This window comes from Rhizobium sp. LjRoot254 (assembly GCF_964254105.1).
Classification (GTDB): domain Bacteria; phylum Pseudomonadota; class Alphaproteobacteria; order Rhizobiales; family Rhizobiaceae; genus Rhizobium_E.
Genome location: NZ_CAXUSM020000001.1, coordinates 493,386 through 507,707, shown reverse-complemented (window position 1 = coordinate 507,707; position 14,322 = coordinate 493,386). Strand labels below are relative to the sequence as shown.

At 60.4% G+C, this 14,322-nt stretch carries 15 protein-coding genes; 7 read left to right on the top strand and 8 right to left on the bottom strand.

Annotated features, from left to right (window positions below; translation table 11 throughout):
* The first annotated feature begins 3 nt into the window (after positions 1-3).
* The 4 genes from ACSQ26_RS02575 to ACSQ26_RS02560 all read left to right on the top strand — a co-directional run bounded on the left by ACSQ26_RS02575 (position 4) and on the right by ACSQ26_RS02560 (position 3,906).
* Positions 4-870: a carbohydrate ABC transporter permease gene (locus tag ACSQ26_RS02575; protein ID WP_436005985.1), complete on the top strand. Its 867-nt coding sequence runs from the start codon at positions 4-6 to the stop codon at positions 868-870.
* Between the two features lie 13 nt (positions 871-883).
* Complete coding sequence (locus ACSQ26_RS02570; protein ID WP_436005983.1) at positions 884-1,699, top strand: carbohydrate ABC transporter permease; 816 nt, start codon at positions 884-886, stop codon at positions 1,697-1,699.
* On the top strand, positions 1,699-2,106 hold the full coding sequence (locus tag ACSQ26_RS02565) for a DUF2160 domain-containing protein (RefSeq protein WP_436005981.1): 408 nt from the start codon (positions 1,699-1,701) through the stop codon (positions 2,104-2,106). The genes ACSQ26_RS02570 and ACSQ26_RS02565 overlap by 1 nt, the downstream gene beginning before the upstream one ends.
* A 78-nt stretch (positions 2,107-2,184) precedes the next feature.
* On the top strand, positions 2,185-3,906 hold the full coding sequence (locus tag ACSQ26_RS02560; protein WP_436005979.1) for an ABC transporter substrate-binding protein: 1,722 nt from the start codon (positions 2,185-2,187) through the stop codon (positions 3,904-3,906).
* A 92-nt stretch (positions 3,907-3,998) separates the two neighbouring features.
* Here ACSQ26_RS02560 and ACSQ26_RS02555 read toward each other — a convergent pair whose 3' ends face one another.
* Complete coding sequence (locus tag ACSQ26_RS02555) at positions 3,999-4,856, bottom strand: helix-turn-helix domain-containing protein (RefSeq protein WP_436005977.1); 858 nt, start codon at positions 4,854-4,856, stop codon at positions 3,999-4,001.
* 119 nt (positions 4,857-4,975) lie between these two features.
* On the opposite strand from ACSQ26_RS02555, the gene ACSQ26_RS02550 reads away from it, so the two are divergent.
* Complete coding sequence (locus ACSQ26_RS02550) at positions 4,976-5,908, top strand: phytanoyl-CoA dioxygenase family protein (protein ID WP_436005975.1); 933 nt, start codon at positions 4,976-4,978, stop codon at positions 5,906-5,908.
* Between the two features lie 250 nt (positions 5,909-6,158).
* On the opposite strand, the gene ACSQ26_RS02545 is transcribed toward ACSQ26_RS02550, so the two are convergent.
* The 5 genes from ACSQ26_RS02545 to ACSQ26_RS02525 form a co-directional block, all read right to left on the bottom strand.
* Positions 6,159-7,436, bottom strand: a complete 1,278-nt coding sequence (locus tag ACSQ26_RS02545; RefSeq protein ID WP_436005973.1) for an L-fuconate dehydratase — start codon at positions 7,434-7,436, stop codon at positions 6,159-6,161.
* 254 nt (positions 7,437-7,690) lie between these two features.
* Entirely contained in the window at positions 7,691-8,536 is an 846-nt protein-coding gene (locus ACSQ26_RS02540; protein ID WP_436005971.1) for a fumarylacetoacetate hydrolase family protein, read from the bottom strand.
* 27 nt (positions 8,537-8,563) lie between these two features.
* Complete coding sequence (locus ACSQ26_RS02535) at positions 8,564-9,292, bottom strand: SDR family oxidoreductase (RefSeq protein ID WP_436005969.1); 729 nt, start codon at positions 9,290-9,292, stop codon at positions 8,564-8,566.
* 65 nt (positions 9,293-9,357) lie between these two features.
* Positions 9,358-9,687, bottom strand: coding sequence for an L-rhamnose mutarotase (locus ACSQ26_RS02530; protein ID WP_436005967.1), 330 nt, complete (start codon positions 9,685-9,687; stop codon positions 9,358-9,360).
* Positions 9,688-9,690: 3 nt separating this feature from the next.
* Positions 9,691-10,806: a mandelate racemase/muconate lactonizing enzyme family protein gene (locus ACSQ26_RS02525; RefSeq protein WP_436005966.1), complete on the bottom strand. Its 1,116-nt coding sequence runs from the start codon at positions 10,804-10,806 to the stop codon at positions 9,691-9,693.
* Between the two features lie 208 nt (positions 10,807-11,014).
* On the opposite strand from ACSQ26_RS02525, the gene ACSQ26_RS02520 reads away from it, so the two are divergent.
* Entirely contained in the window at positions 11,015-11,794 is a 780-nt protein-coding gene (locus ACSQ26_RS02520) for an IclR family transcriptional regulator (protein ID WP_436005964.1), read from the top strand.
* Positions 11,795-11,879: 85 nt separating this feature from the next.
* On the top strand, positions 11,880-12,728 hold the full coding sequence (locus ACSQ26_RS02515) for an amidohydrolase family protein (RefSeq protein WP_436005962.1): 849 nt from the start codon (positions 11,880-11,882) through the stop codon (positions 12,726-12,728).
* A 27-nt stretch (positions 12,729-12,755) separates the two neighbouring features.
* On the opposite strand, the gene ACSQ26_RS02510 is transcribed toward ACSQ26_RS02515, so the two are convergent.
* A complete protein-coding gene (locus ACSQ26_RS02510) occupies positions 12,756-13,733 on the bottom strand; it encodes a DUF4268 domain-containing protein (protein WP_436005960.1) in 978 nt (325 codons plus the stop codon).
* A gap of 127 nt (positions 13,734-13,860) precedes the next feature.
* Positions 13,861-14,316 carry a PTS sugar transporter subunit IIA gene (locus ACSQ26_RS02505; RefSeq protein ID WP_436005958.1) on the bottom strand — a complete coding sequence of 152 codons (456 nt, stop codon included), beginning with the start codon at positions 14,314-14,316 and terminating at the stop codon, positions 13,861-13,863.
* Positions 14,317-14,322 lie beyond the last annotated feature (6 nt).

Below are 14,322 nucleotides of genomic sequence, written 5' to 3'. Positions count from 1 at the left end.
GCCATGAACAAGACCGTCAACAACAAGGCCTGGTTCCTCGTTCTCCCCATGCTGGTTCTGGTCGCCTTTTCGGCCGTCATCCCGCTGATGACCGTCGTGAACTATTCGGTGCAGGATACGTTCGGCAACAACGAATTCTTCTGGGCCGGCACCGACTGGTTCATCCAGACCCTGGAATCCGATCGCTTCTGGGATGCGCTCGGGCGCAACCTGCTGTTCTCTTTCATCATCCTCGCCATCGAAGTGCCGCTCGGCATTTTCATCGCGCTCAACATGCCGAAAAAGGGCCTTGGCGTGCCCGTCTGCCTCGTGCTGATGTCGTTGCCGCTGCTCATTCCGTGGAATGTCGTCGGGACGATCTGGCAGATCTTCGGCCGCGTCGATATCGGCCTCCTCGGCTACACGCTCGAAGCGATCGGCATCGATTACAACTATGTCCGCGATCCCTTGGACGCCTGGGTGACGCTCGTCGTCATGGATGTCTGGCACTGGACGAGCCTGGTCGTGCTGCTCTGCTATGCAGGCCTCGTCTCGATCCCGGAAGCCTATTACCAGGCCGCCAAGATCGACGGCGCGTCGCGCTGGTCGGTGTTCCGCTATATCGAACTGCCGAAGATGAAGCGCGTGCTGCTGATCGCGGTGCTGCTGAGATTCATGGACTCATTCATGGTCTATACCGAGCCCTTCGTCGTCACCGGTGGCGGGCCCGGCAACTCGACCACCTTCTTGTCGATCGACCTCGTCAAGATGGCCGTCGGACAGTTCGATCTCGGCCCGGCCGCGGCCATGTCGATCATCTACTTCCTGATCATCCTGCTGCTGTCATGGATCTTCTACACGGTCATGACTTCAAGCGACGCGCAGAATTGAGGGAGGCAAAACAATGAACACCGACAGCAAGAAATTCACCTCCTTCACCGTCTCGACGCTCTACATCCTGTTCCTGCTGGCGCCGATCTACTGGCTGATCAACATGAGCTTCAAGACAAACAGCGAGATCGTCGGCACCTTCACGCTGTGGCCGGCCAACCCGACGCTCGGGAACTACGCCGTTATCTTCACCGATCCGTCATGGTATAACGGCTATATCAACTCGATCACCTATGTGGCGATGAACACCGTCATCTCGCTGCTGGTGGCGCTGCCGGCGGCCTATGCCTTCTCGCGCTACAGGTTCCTCGGCGACAAGCATCTGTTCTTCTGGCTGCTGACCAACCGCATGGCGCCGCCCGCCGTCTTCGCCCTGCCCTTCTTCCAGCTCTATTCGGCATTCGGCCTGATCGACACGCATGTCGCGGTTGCCTTGGCGCACTGCCTGTTCAATGTTCCCTTGGCGATCTGGATCCTGGAAGGCTTCATGTCCGGCGTGCCGAAGGAAATCGACGAGACCGCCTATATCGACGGCTATTCCTTCCCGCGCTTCTTCGTGAAGATCTTCATGCCGCTGATCGCATCCGGCATCGGTGTCGCGGCCTTCTTCTGCTTCATGTTCTCATGGGTGGAACTGCTGCTGGCCCGGACGCTGACCACGACTGACGCGAAGCCGATCGCCGCGACCATGACCCGTACCGTCTCGGCTTCCGGCATGGACTGGGGCGTGCTGGCCGCCGCCGGCGTGCTGACGCTCATACCGGGCGCGCTGGTGATCTACTTCGTCCGCAATTACATCGCCAAGGGCTTTGCCCTGGGGAGGGTTTGATGACCTCTACACGTCGCTGGCCGCTCGCTCTCGGTCTCGTTCTTTTTGCCTATCTCGCGGCTGTCTTCGCGCTCTACAGCGTGCTGCCGGTCAAGGATGGCGCGGTCGATTGGTTCGCTCCGCTGATCCGTGGCGGTTGGATGGCCTGGTCGTTCCCGGGCGGTCTCTTCTTCCTCACCATCGCCCTGCTGATCTCGCTGATGGCGGTGTGGGAATATGCCTCGCCGGGTGGCAATCCGCGCGTCGGCATCCTTCGTTTCGAGACGACCCGGGGGGATCGTCTCTTCATATCGCTGCTCGGCAGCGCATTCATTCATCTCGCATGGTTGGGGCTGGTAGGCGCCAACCTGTGGTGGGCTCTTGTCTTGTCGGTTGTCTACGCCATCGGCGTATTCAAACTGGTCTAGGCAAGGATAGGGAGTGGACGGGACGGCTGCCACCGGACCGTTTTTAGACGTGAATCGCAAAACCCCAGGGAGGATCTTATGCGAAAGCACTTACTGACGACGACTGCGGCAGTGCTGCTTGCCTTTGCCGGCACGGCATTTGCAGGAATGGACGAAGCCAAGACGTTCCTTGACACGGAAGTCAAGGACATGTCGGCGCTTTCCCGCGCCGACCAGGAAAAGGAAATGCAGTGGTTCATCGACGCCGCCAAGCCTTTTGATGGCATGGAAATCAAGGTTGTCTCCGAAACCATTGACACCCATGTCTATGAATCCAAGGTGCTCGCACCGGCTTTCACGGCTATCACCGGCATCAAGATCACCCATGACCTGATCGGCGAAGGCGACGTCGTCGAAAAGCTGCAGACCCAGATGCAGTCTGGCGAGAACGTCTATGACGCCTATGTCAACGACTCCGACCTGATCGGCACCCATTGGCGCTACCAGCAGGCTCGTTCGCTGACCAAGTGGATGGCAAACGAAGGCAAGGACGTGACCAATCCCGGCCTCGACCTCGCCGACTTCATCGGCACCAAGTTCACGACCGCTCCGGATGGCGACCTCTACCAGCTGCCCGACCAGCAGTTCGCGAACCTCTACTGGTTCCGTTACGATTGGTTCAACGACGAGAAGAACAAGGCCGACTTCAAGGCGAAGTACGGCTACGACCTCGGCGTGCCGGTCAACTGGTCTGCCTACGAGGACATCGCCGAGTTCTTCACCGGTCGCGAAATCGACGGCAAGAAGGTCTATGGTCACATGGACTACGGCAAGAAGGACCCATCGCTCGGCTGGCGGTTCACCGACGCCTGGCTCTCGATGGCCGGCAACGGCGACAAGGGCCTGCCAAACGGCCTTCCGGTCGACGAATGGGGCATCAAGGTCAACGAGAAGTCCCAGCCGGTCGGCTCGTGCGTTGCACGTGGCGGCGACACCAACGGCCCGGCTTCGGTCTATGCCATCCAGAAGTATCTCGATTGGTTGAAGGCCTATGCACCGGCTGCGGCCCAGGGCATGACCTTCTCCGAATCCGGACCGGTGCCTGCGCAGGGTGAGGTCGCTCAGCAGATGTTCACCTACACGGCGTTCACGGCGAGCTTCGTCAAGGAAGGCCTGCCGGTGGTCAACGCCGACGGTACGCCGAAGTGGCGCTTCGCACCGTCGCCGCATGGCGTCTACTGGAAGGACGGCATGAAGCTCGGCTATCAGGACGTGGGTTCCTGGACGCTTCTGAAGTCCACGCCTGACGATCGCGCCAAGGCCGCATGGCTCTATGCGCAGTTCGTCGTCTCCAAGACCGTCGACGTCAAGAAGAGCCATGTCGGCCTGACGCTGATCCGCGAAAGCTCGATCCAGCACCAGAGCTTCACGGACCGTGCGCCGAAGCTCGGCGGCCTGATCGAGTTCTACCGCTCGCCGGCCCGCGTGCAATGGTCGCCGACCGGCACCAACATCCCTGACTATCCGAAGCTGGCTCAGCTTTGGTGGCAGGCGATCGGTGACGCATCCTCGGGTGCGAAGACCGCGCAGGAAGCCATGGACTCGCTGTGCGCCGAGCAGGAAAAGGTGCTCTCGCGCCTCGAACGCGCCGGCATCCAGGGTGATATCGGTCCGAAGCTCGCCGAGGAAACCTCGCTCGAGGACCAGAACGCCAAGGCAGTCGCCGCCGGCAATCTCGCGCCTCAGTTGAAGATCGAGAACGAGAAGGACAAGCCGATGACCATCAACTACGACGAACTGGTCAAGAGCTGGCAGAAATAAGAAGAAGTATTACAGCTTCTCTCCCAGGCCGGGGCAGCAATGCCCCGGCTTTTTTTGTGAGTTGATGTAGCCGTAGCGGGACAGCAACGCCATCATCGTACAAACCGCATGCGGTATTCCCGCGGCGTGACCCCGCGCAGGCGCTTGAACTGGCGATTGAAGTTGGCGAGCGAGCCATAGCCCACCTCGCCCGCGACATGGGCGATGGGCAGACTGGTCGCCGACAGCAGCGAGCACGCCTCGCCGATCCGCATGCGGATCAGGTATTCCGAGGCGGTCGTGCCGGTATGCCGGCGGAACAGGCGGTGCAGGCCGGAGACACTGAGCGCGGCGATATCGGCCAGGTCTTCCATGCCGATATCCGTTCGGTGGTGGCCGTGGATGTGGTGCAGCACGCGGTCGATGCGGTCGCGCCCCTCCTGTTTTGGAACAGTGCTGGCGCTCGTGCAAAGCGTGGTGGCCGTACGGTCCGCCGCGAGCCGACCAAGTATCGACAGAAGGCCGAGCAACTGATCGGCGGGTGGCAGATCAAAAAGCGCGCTGTAATCGGCACGAATGGCTTCGGACGCGGCCCGGCTGAAATGGAGGCCACGGCCGGCACGCTCGATCATTGACCGGATCGGCCGGAACTCCACAGAGGATTCCACGATTCTGTCGATCCATTCCTGCCGGAACCAGAAGACCAGCGCGACGTGCGGCGCGGTGTCGTCCAGGCGATCGACCGACGACCAGCTATGCGGCAGGTTCGGCCCGATCAGCACCAGGTCGAGATCGTCATAGGTGCCGACGTGATCGCCGATGAAGCGCTGGCCGCGCGAATTCAGCGTGAGCGTCAGTTCGAATTCCGGATGATGATGCCATTGGAAGGGAATGCCGCCCTCGAGCCGCCGGTTGAGGCTGTTGAGCGATGAGTGTTCGCTGGGCGCGAGCTTTTCCAGATAGGGCTTCATGCGGCCTCGATCGCATCATGGACGCCAGAATAGTATCAGTATTTGCCTTTGCCGTACAACATGGCTTTTCAGTCGTCGCTATGCTGTCTGTCATCGTTAAGCAAACCTGGGAGGGCACCATGCAGCAAGCGACTTTACGCGACCACCACCCCACAACCAGCGCCACCACGCAACTGGCCGAGATCGAAAAGACACTGCCCTTGCGCGTCCTGTCCAGCGCCGATTGGCAGCACTGGATCACCAAGGGCTATGTCATCATCCGCCAGGCCGTGCCGGCCGCCAATGTCGAGCGGCTGGTCGACCTGCTGTGGCAGTTCGACGAGAAGGATCCGGCCGACGCCTCGACCTGGTACGCGCCGCAGCGGCGTGAGCACAAGATGAAGGAGCTCAACAACACCGGCATGCTGGAAATCTATAATCATCAGTATCTGTGGGACAATCGCATGGAGAGCCGCATTTACGATGCCTTCGTCGATATCTGGGATCGCGAGGACCTGTGGGTGACCATCGACCGCGCCAATCTCAATCCACCGAAGAAGGTCAAGGGCAATCCGCACGGCTTCATCCACTGGGATGTCGATACCTCCATCCGTCCGCTGCCGATCGGCGTGCAGGGCGTGCTGAGCCTGAAGAAGCAGGACGGCGATGTCGGCGGCTTTCAATGCGTGCCCGGCCTGTTCTCCGGTTTCGAGGAATGGGAAAAGACCCAGCCGGCCGACCGCGACCCGATGCACCCCGATATGACCGGCCAGACCGTCGTCAATATCGACATGGAGCCGGGCGACCTGCTGATCTTCAATTCGCTGCTGGCCCACGGCGTGCGACCGAACCATTCGGGAGACCGCGTGCGCATGGCGCAATACATTTCCATGCATCCCGCCGAATGGGAAAACCGCGCCGAACGCGAGGAGCGCATAAGGCTGTGGCGCGAACTCGACCACCCGCAGCGCGATGCGTTTCCGGGCGATCCGCGCGACTGGGAGAAGAAGAATGCCACGACTGCGGAACTGACGCCGCTGGGCGAGAGGTTGCTGGGGCTGAAGCGGTGGTGATCTCACGCTCGGCGGACGGTCGGGGCAGGAAAGACCCCGCCCCAAACCCCTCCCCACAAGGGGGAGGGGCTTAACGCGCTTCACCGCTTCGATAAAAAAGCAACCTCCCAACTTGCTGTGAGGTTGCTTTTGGTGCTCGGGGTGCGGCTGGGTTAGCCCCTCCCCCTTGTGGGGAGGGGGTTGGGGCGGGGTCTTTCTCAAATCAACTGTCGCCGTGCTTGTCCGACCACGTTGCCGTCGTGAATTCGAACTACCCCCGAAACAGATACTCTTCCCGCGAAGCTTCCTTCATCTCGATCGAGAAGCCCGGCATGACAGGCGGCATATAGGCTGCGTTCTGGATGTTGCAGGGGTCGAGGAAGTGCTCGTGCAGGTGATCGACGAATTCGATCACCCGGCCATCCATGGTGCCCGACACGGCGACATAATCGATCATCGAGAGATGCTGGACATATTCGCAGAGGCCCACGCCGCCGGCGTGCGGCCAAACGGGCAGGCCGTATTTCGCCGCCATCAGCAGCACGGCGAGAACCTCGTTCAGCCCGCCCATGCGGCAGGCGTCGATCTGGACGATGTCGATGGCGCCACCGGCGATCATCTGCTTGAAGATGATGCGGTTCTGGCACATCTCGCCGGTCGCGACCTTCACCGGTGCGATCTGCTCGCGGATCGCCTTGTGACCGAAGACGTCGTCGGGGCTGGTCGGCTCCTCGATGAAGAACGGCTTGGAGAATGCGAGTTGCTTCACCCAATCCACCGCCTGGCCGACTTCCCAGACCTGGTTGGCGTCGATCATCAGGTAGCGATCCGGGCCGATCACCTCGCGGGCGATGCGGAGGCGGCGAATATCATCTTCGAGATCGCGGCCGACCTTCATCTTGATATGGTTGAAGCCGGCATCGATCGCCTCGTGGCACAGGCGCCGCAGCTTGTCGTCGTCATAGCCGAGCCAGCCGGCCGAGGTCGTGTAGCAGGGATAGCCCTTGGCCTCGAGTTTCGCGATGCGCTCGGCCTTGCCGGGCTCGGCTTGTCTGAGGATCGCGAGCGCCTCGTCGCGAGTGATGGCATCGGTGAGATAGCGGAAATCGACGATATCGACGATCTCCTCCGGGCTCATGTCGGCGACCAGCCGCCAGACGGGCTTGCCGGATTGTTTCGCCAGCAGGTCCCAAACCGCGTTGACCACCGCGCCGGTGGCGAGATGAATGGCACCCTTGTCCGGTCCGATCCAGCGCAATTGGCTGTCGCCGGTGACATGGCGCCAGAAGCGGGCCGGGCTTTCGCGGATCCAATCGAGATCGAGGCCGACGACGAGATGGCGCATCGCCTCGATCGCGGCGCAGCAGATCTCGTTGCCACGGCCGATGGTGAAGGTCAGCCCGTGACCCTCCAGCCCGGATTTATCCGTGCCGAGAATGACATAGGCAGCGGAATAATCCGGATCCGGGTTCATCGCGTCCGAACCGTCGAGGCTCTGGGACGTGGGGAAGCGGAGGTCGAGAGTCTGGAGACTGGTTATCTGGGTCACGGTCGCCTCTTTCATTTGAGGTAGTCGTCTTCATGCTTGTCAGCGTTCGCGGCACCCCCCTCTGTCCTGCCGGACATCTCCCCCTCAAGGGGGGAGATCGGATGGGGGCGTGCTCACCGCATCAAATGAACGTCATGCGGATGATCGACCTTCGTTTGGGGCGATGCCCGAGTCTCCGGCCAATCTCCCCCCTTGAGGGGGAGATGCCCGGCAGGGCAGAAGGGGGGTAAACCCACTCTGCCAACGCCAGCTTACTACTTATCCTGCACGAACGTCTGCTTCTGCGTACCAAGCCCCTCGATGCCGAGCTCGACCACGTCGCCGTCTTTGAGGAAGCGTGGCGGCTTGAGGCCCATGCCGACGCCCGGCGGCGTGCCGGTCGAGATCACATCGCCCGGATGCAGGCTCATGAACTGGCTGAGATAAGAGACGAGGTATTTCACGCCATAGACCATGGTGTTGGTCGAGCCGTCCTGCATCTTCTGGCCGTTGACGGTGAGCCACATGCCGAGATTCTGCGGATCGGGGATCTCATCCCTGGTCACCAGCCAGGGGCCGATGGGGCCGAACGTGTCGCAGGACTTGCCCTTGGTCCACTGGCCGGAGCGCTCGGTCTGGAAGGCGCGTTCGGAGACGTCGTCGCAGACGGCATAGCCCGCGACGTAATCCATCGCCTCCTCCTCGGAGACATATTTCGCTGTCTTGCCGATGATGACGGCGAGTTCGACTTCCCAGTCGGTCTTCTCGGAACCGCGCGGGATCAGCACATTGTCGTTGGGGCCCGATATCGCCGACGTGGCCTTCATGAAGATGATCGGCTCGGGCGGCACCGTGGCGCCCGTCTCGGCGGCATGGTCGGAATAGTTGAGCCCGATGCAGATGAACTTGCCGGTGCCGGCGACGCAGGCGCCGATGCGGGTCGAGGCATCCACCACGGGCAGCGAATTGACGTCGATCGCGGCGATCTTCTTGAGCCCCTCGGGAGAAATCGCTGGCCCGCCGATGTCGGCGACATGGGCCGAGAGATCACGGATCGTGCCATCGGCCGCCTGGATTGCAGGCTTTTCGGCGCCGGGTGCGCCAACTCGCATCAATTTCATTTTATGTCCTCTCCTGGGATTGTCTGATCAGATCGTCCAGCCGCCGTCGATGGCATAGGCCTGGCCGCTCGTGTAGGTGGCGCCGGCGAGATAGAGCGCGAGGTCGGCGATCTCTTCCGGCGTGCCGAGCCGGCCCATCGGCTGGCGGGCGATGAAGGCGGCGCGGGCGGCATCGTAATCGCCCTGCGCACGCATGCGCTCCTGCAGCGACGGGCTCTCGACCGTGCCGGGGCAGATGGCGTTGACGCGGATGCCGCGCGTGACGTAATCGGCGGCGACGGACTTGGTGAGACCGATGACGGCCGCCTTGGAAACGCCATATGCGAAGCGGTTCGGCACGCCCTTGATCGAGGATGCGACCGAGGCGATGTTGACGATGGCGCCATCGTTGCGTTCCAGCATGCCGGGCAGCACGGCGCGGATGGTGCGGATCATCGACTTGAGATTGAGATCAAGCGCGAAATCGAGGTCCTCGTCCTTCATTTCGAGGATCGAACCATTGTGGACGACGCCGGCGGAATTGACCAGCACATCGACCTGCCCGACTTCGGCGACCAGTGCCTTGACGGCGGCGTCGTCGAGCACGTTGAGCTTGGCCGTGGCGATGCCGTCCTGGCCGTCGATCTCGCGCAGCACCGTTTCGTTGATGTCAGTCGCCGTGACTTTCGCGCCGGCGGCGGCGAAGGCCAAAGCGACCGCGCGGCCGATGCCCTGCGCGGCGGCGGTGACCAGTACCGATTTGCCCGTGAAATCCATTGTCGTTCCTTCCTATTCAATTCTGCCGGCTTCACCTTGGGAAGCCGCAGCTTACCTTTTCCGGATCAGTCGGCGTGGAAGACTTCTTCCATCCCGGCCCACCATTCGCCTTCTTTTCGCGTCTCGAACGGCTTCTGGAGGGGACCGCAAACAGCCCACCATTCCTGTGTCCTGGGGTGTGCCGCCATCTTCTTCTGGTCGGCTGCGAAATCGTCGCCGACATATTCGAAATAGGAGAACATCAGGTTCTCCGGCTCCTTGAGATAGATCGAGTAATTGCGGATGCCGCACTTTGTGATCATCTCGAGTACCTCGGGCCAGACGGCCGCGTGCAGCCGCTTGTATTCCTCGATCTTGTCGGCCTTGATGCCGATCACCGATCCCATCCGCTGCATGGTCTACTCCTTGACGATCACGGTGTCGAATTCGGGGATCGAGCGGCGTTTGACCTCGTCCCAGTCCCAATCGATGCCGATGCCGGGTGCATCCGGCGCCAGTGCATGGCCGTTTTCGATCCGCATCCTGGCGCCGGTGATCTCGTCGAGCTGGGGAATATATTCGACATATTTGCCGTTTTGAACCGCGCATGCGAGGCTGACATGCAGTTCCATGAGAAAGTGCGGGCAGACCGGGATGTCGAAGGCTTCCGCCGCATGCGCAACTTTCAGCCATGGCGTGATGCCGCCGATGCGGCCGACATCGACTTGCACGATCGAGCAGGCGCCCTTCTGCATATATTCGCGGAAATGGCGGATGGAATAGAGCGATTCACCGACGGCGATCGGTGTGGCGGTGCTGGCCGACAGCCTTGTGTGTCCGTCGATATCATCGGCGGCGAGCGGCTCCTCGATCCAGGCGAGATCGACATCGCGGAGACGATCCGCGCGGCGGATCGCTTCATCGAGACGAAAGCCCTGGTTGGCGTCGGTCATGATCTCGTAGCCCGGACCGACCGCTTTGCGCACGGCCTCAAGGCGCCCGAGATCCTCGGAGCCATGCGGCTTGCCGATCTTGACCTTGGAGCCGGTGAACCCCTGGGCCTGGGCGGCAAGCGCGTCATCGACCAGCGCCTGCGTCTCGATATGCAGCCAGCCGCCCTCGGTCGTGTAGAGCGGGCAGCGATCCCTGGCGCCGCCGGCAAGCTTCCAGAGCGGTAGGCCCTGCTTCTTGGCGCGCAAATCCCACAGCGCGGTGTCGATCGCGGCGATGGCGATCGCGGTGATCGCGCCGATCGTCGTGGCATGGGTGAAGAATTCGAGATCGTGCCAGATCGCCTCGATGCGATCGGCATCCTGGCCGATGATCCGTGGCGCGAGATGATCCCTGAGCAGCCGCATGACCGACGAGCCGCCGGTGCCGATCGTGTAGGAATAGCCGGTGCCGGTGGCGCCGTCGCTATCAGTGATGGTGACGATGGGCGTTTCCTGGCTGACGAAACTCTGAATGGCATCCGTGCGCTTCACTTTCGGCACGAGATCGACCATCCGGAGCTCGATTTTTTCGATCTTCGCCATTTCTCACTCCCAGGCGCGCCGCTCCATCCACGGCAAGACGAAGTCTTAGTCAGCTTACAACGCCAGCGCAACGGCGGCGGCATTGTTTTCAATTGCCAATTAATGATACATTCATATATAAAGCATTTATTCAAATATAGTCAAGCGTCGTCTTGCCTGCCGTAGACTTTGCGTATATGAATTTGGGAATTCATTAGGGGGATGAAGCGTGACGCCGGACGACGACAAATATCGGGCGCCCGCGCTCGACAAGGGCCTCGACATCCTCGAGCTTCTCGCCGGCATCGACGGCGGCCTGACCCAGGCGGAAATCGCCAAGCGCATGGGCCGCAATGCCAACGAGTTCTATCGCATGCTCGACCGCCTGGTCCGGCGCGGCTACGTCACAAGACTAGAGGGCGACCGCTATTCATTGACGCTGAAGCTGTTCGGCCTGGCGCAACTGCATGCGCCGGTGCGGCGGCTTGCCTCCTATGCCACGCCGCTGATGCGTGGATTGGCCGAAGAGAGCCGGCAGGCCAACCATGTCGTGGTGTTCGACCGGGGCGCGGCGGTGGTCGTCGCCCAGCAGGAAGCACCCGGTTATTTCGGCATTTCACTGCGCGTCGGCGCGCATATGGCGCTGTTCAACACCGGCTCCGGCCATGTGCTGCTCGCCTTCCGCCCTCGGGATGAGCGAGCGATGATGATCCGCGAATATGAGGGCGCAAACGAAGGGCCTGCGGGGCAAACGCCGGAATTCTTCGCGCGGCTCGACCAGATCCGGGATCGGGGTTACGAGATGATGCCGAGCGCCCAGACAGCCGGCGTCGTCAACCTCTCGGTGCCGATCATGGGTGCGGATGGCAATGCCATCGCCGCGCTTACCATTCCCTATATCACGCTGATCAATCTGCCGGCTGCGCCCGATATTTCCGCGACGATCCAGTTGCTGCAGAAGACCGGCCGGCAATTGTCGGAACTGGCGGGCCATGAACTCGCGGCCTGAAATTTCCATCTGAAGATTGCATTTTTATTTGAATGACCGGCTGCCGCATGCCAGCATCAGGTCACCAGGAATAGGAGGAATACCGATGATCGTCGATACACATCTGCATATCGTGGACCAGAACGCGCTCAGCTATCCATGGCTGGCCGGCGCCGGCGCGCTCAACCGCAATTCCTCCTATGATGAATATGCGAGCGAGGCGAAGAAGCTGGGCTTTATCGCATCGATGCATATGGAAGTGGATGTAGCCGAGAGCGATATCGAGAAAGAAACGGCTTACGTGATCGGGATCGCCGCGCGGCCAGGCAGCATGCTCGTCGGCGCCATCGCCGCCTGCCGGCCGGAAAACAAGGACTTCCCAGCATACCTCGAACGCACCCTGGATAAGAAGCGCGTCAAGGGCTTCCGCCGCATCCTGCACGAAATGCCGGACGAGCTCTCCACGCAACCGCTGTTCCGCGAAAACCTTTCCCGCCTGGCCGGTACGGGCCTGACCTTCGACCTCTGCGTCCTTCCCCGCCAGCACGAAAAGGCGATGGCGCTGATCGACCTCAATCCCGACATCCAGTTCATTCTCGACCATTGCGGCGTGCCCAACATCAAGAGCGATGAATATGCCGGCTGGGCGAAGACCATGACCGAGATCGCCAAACGCCCCAATGTGGTGGGAAAACTCTCCGGCATCGTCGCCTATACCGACACCGCAAACTGGACGCTCGACACCATCCGCCCCTATGCGGAACACACGATCGCAAGCTTCGGCTTCGACCGCATGGTCTGGGGCAGCGACTGGCCCGTCTGCACGCTGGCCGGCACGCTTTCCACCTGGGTCGGCGCGACCTATGCGCTGCTCGAGGGCGTGAGCAAGGATGAGAAGGCGAAGCTGTTGGGTGGGAATGCGGTTAGGCTGTGGGGATTAGATCAATTGCGTTGACACCGTATTTGCACGACGCCACTTGACCTATTCTTCCTGCCCTTCCCCTTCACCAAGATTGAGGTTCTTAATCCGTAGAGCGAAGGCTGCACGGAATTTTTGCATTTTGTCCAGCATCCAAGCATGAACGACATCGAAACCGCCTTCGTCAGCGGGGTCGGTGTCGATCCGATAAAGTGCAATGCGGCTCGCTTTCTTACCAGGCAACTCTTGCCATTCAAGTTGAGATCCGATTTGCTGTTCGATCAGTAGGCGATCCTTCTCCAGCGTCTTTATTGCGGTCTTGAACGGGTCACGGTGCATATAAAGCTCCACGCCAACACGCCTTTTCTTTGTATTGATTGTTGCGCTTATCGCAAAACCGGAACGCCCGATTTTGAATTCATGCCAATGGTCTCGATTATCTGCTCGGACGGCAAAGGAAGGATCATGTTGTTTGAGGTACGCCGAAAATGAGTTCCAGTACTTCATACGAATAATATGCCGATCGGCATTGTCGGAATCGGCAGTTACCTTCGCCGCAACGGCGCGCGTCCAGTTATTAGGCTGTGCCACAACACGAAAGAAAGGCGCGGGATCGCTGTCTCCAATCTGCAAAGCCTCCACTTCCACGGCAAAGAAGTCGAAGCCATCTTTGGTCGTAGCATTTAGCCAATCAATCGCGGCGCGATGATCTTCCCTGATCGTTTCGGCAATCCAGATGGCTGTCGCGTCTTTTCTTTGGCTTGCCATATAGGTTATCAATTGACCCAAATGCCCATGGTCGGTTTTCCCAAACTGATTCTCGATTAAAACAGGGTTACCGCCGTCATCTTCGGCGAGTATATCTAGCCTAAACTCGCCTGCGGGCACTTCTGTACTCTTGAGTTCAAGCTCGCCAATACCGAGAGCTTCACCAAGAAGATCCAGATTCTGAGCTAACCATGGCGTAAAGGTTTGGGCCTCGTACAGCCAAACGCTCTTTGCACTAAGAGTTATTAACTTGCCCAACTTCGGAAAATTCAAGTGTCCCCTCCCCCCAAGTGACTGCCTGCGGCTATCATTTAACAACTAACGAGCATAACAGCCAAGATTCAGCAACTAAAGAAAGTACCGCCTTGGGCACGAAATAACCAATATTCGATCGCGTCTGCTACTCCGCTCCCCCATAAATCGCCGCCGCATATAGCTCGTCTTGACTGCGAGCCCGCCGGATCATCTGCTGCACGGCCGGGTCGCGAAGCTGGCGGGAAATGGCGGCCAGGCATGTCAGCTTCTCGGTGGTCTTCTCAGGCGGATTGAAGAGCAGGCAGACGATATCCACCGGCAGGTCGTCGATCGCTTCGAAGTTCACGGGCTGGGACAGACTCGCGAGCAATATGAAGGGCGCATCGATCTCCGTGAGCGAGGCATGCGGCATGGCGATGCCGCCGCCGATTCCGGTGGAACCCAGCCCCTCGCGGGCAAGCAGCCGGGAGAGCAGCATATCAGGGTCAAGCTGCAGCGCTTCTCCCGCCCGGTTGCAGAGCGCTTTCAGAAGCTGCTGCTTCGTCCTTGCCGAAAGCCCCGCCAACATGTGCTCGGGGCGGAATAGAGTGTCGATCTTCATGAGTAT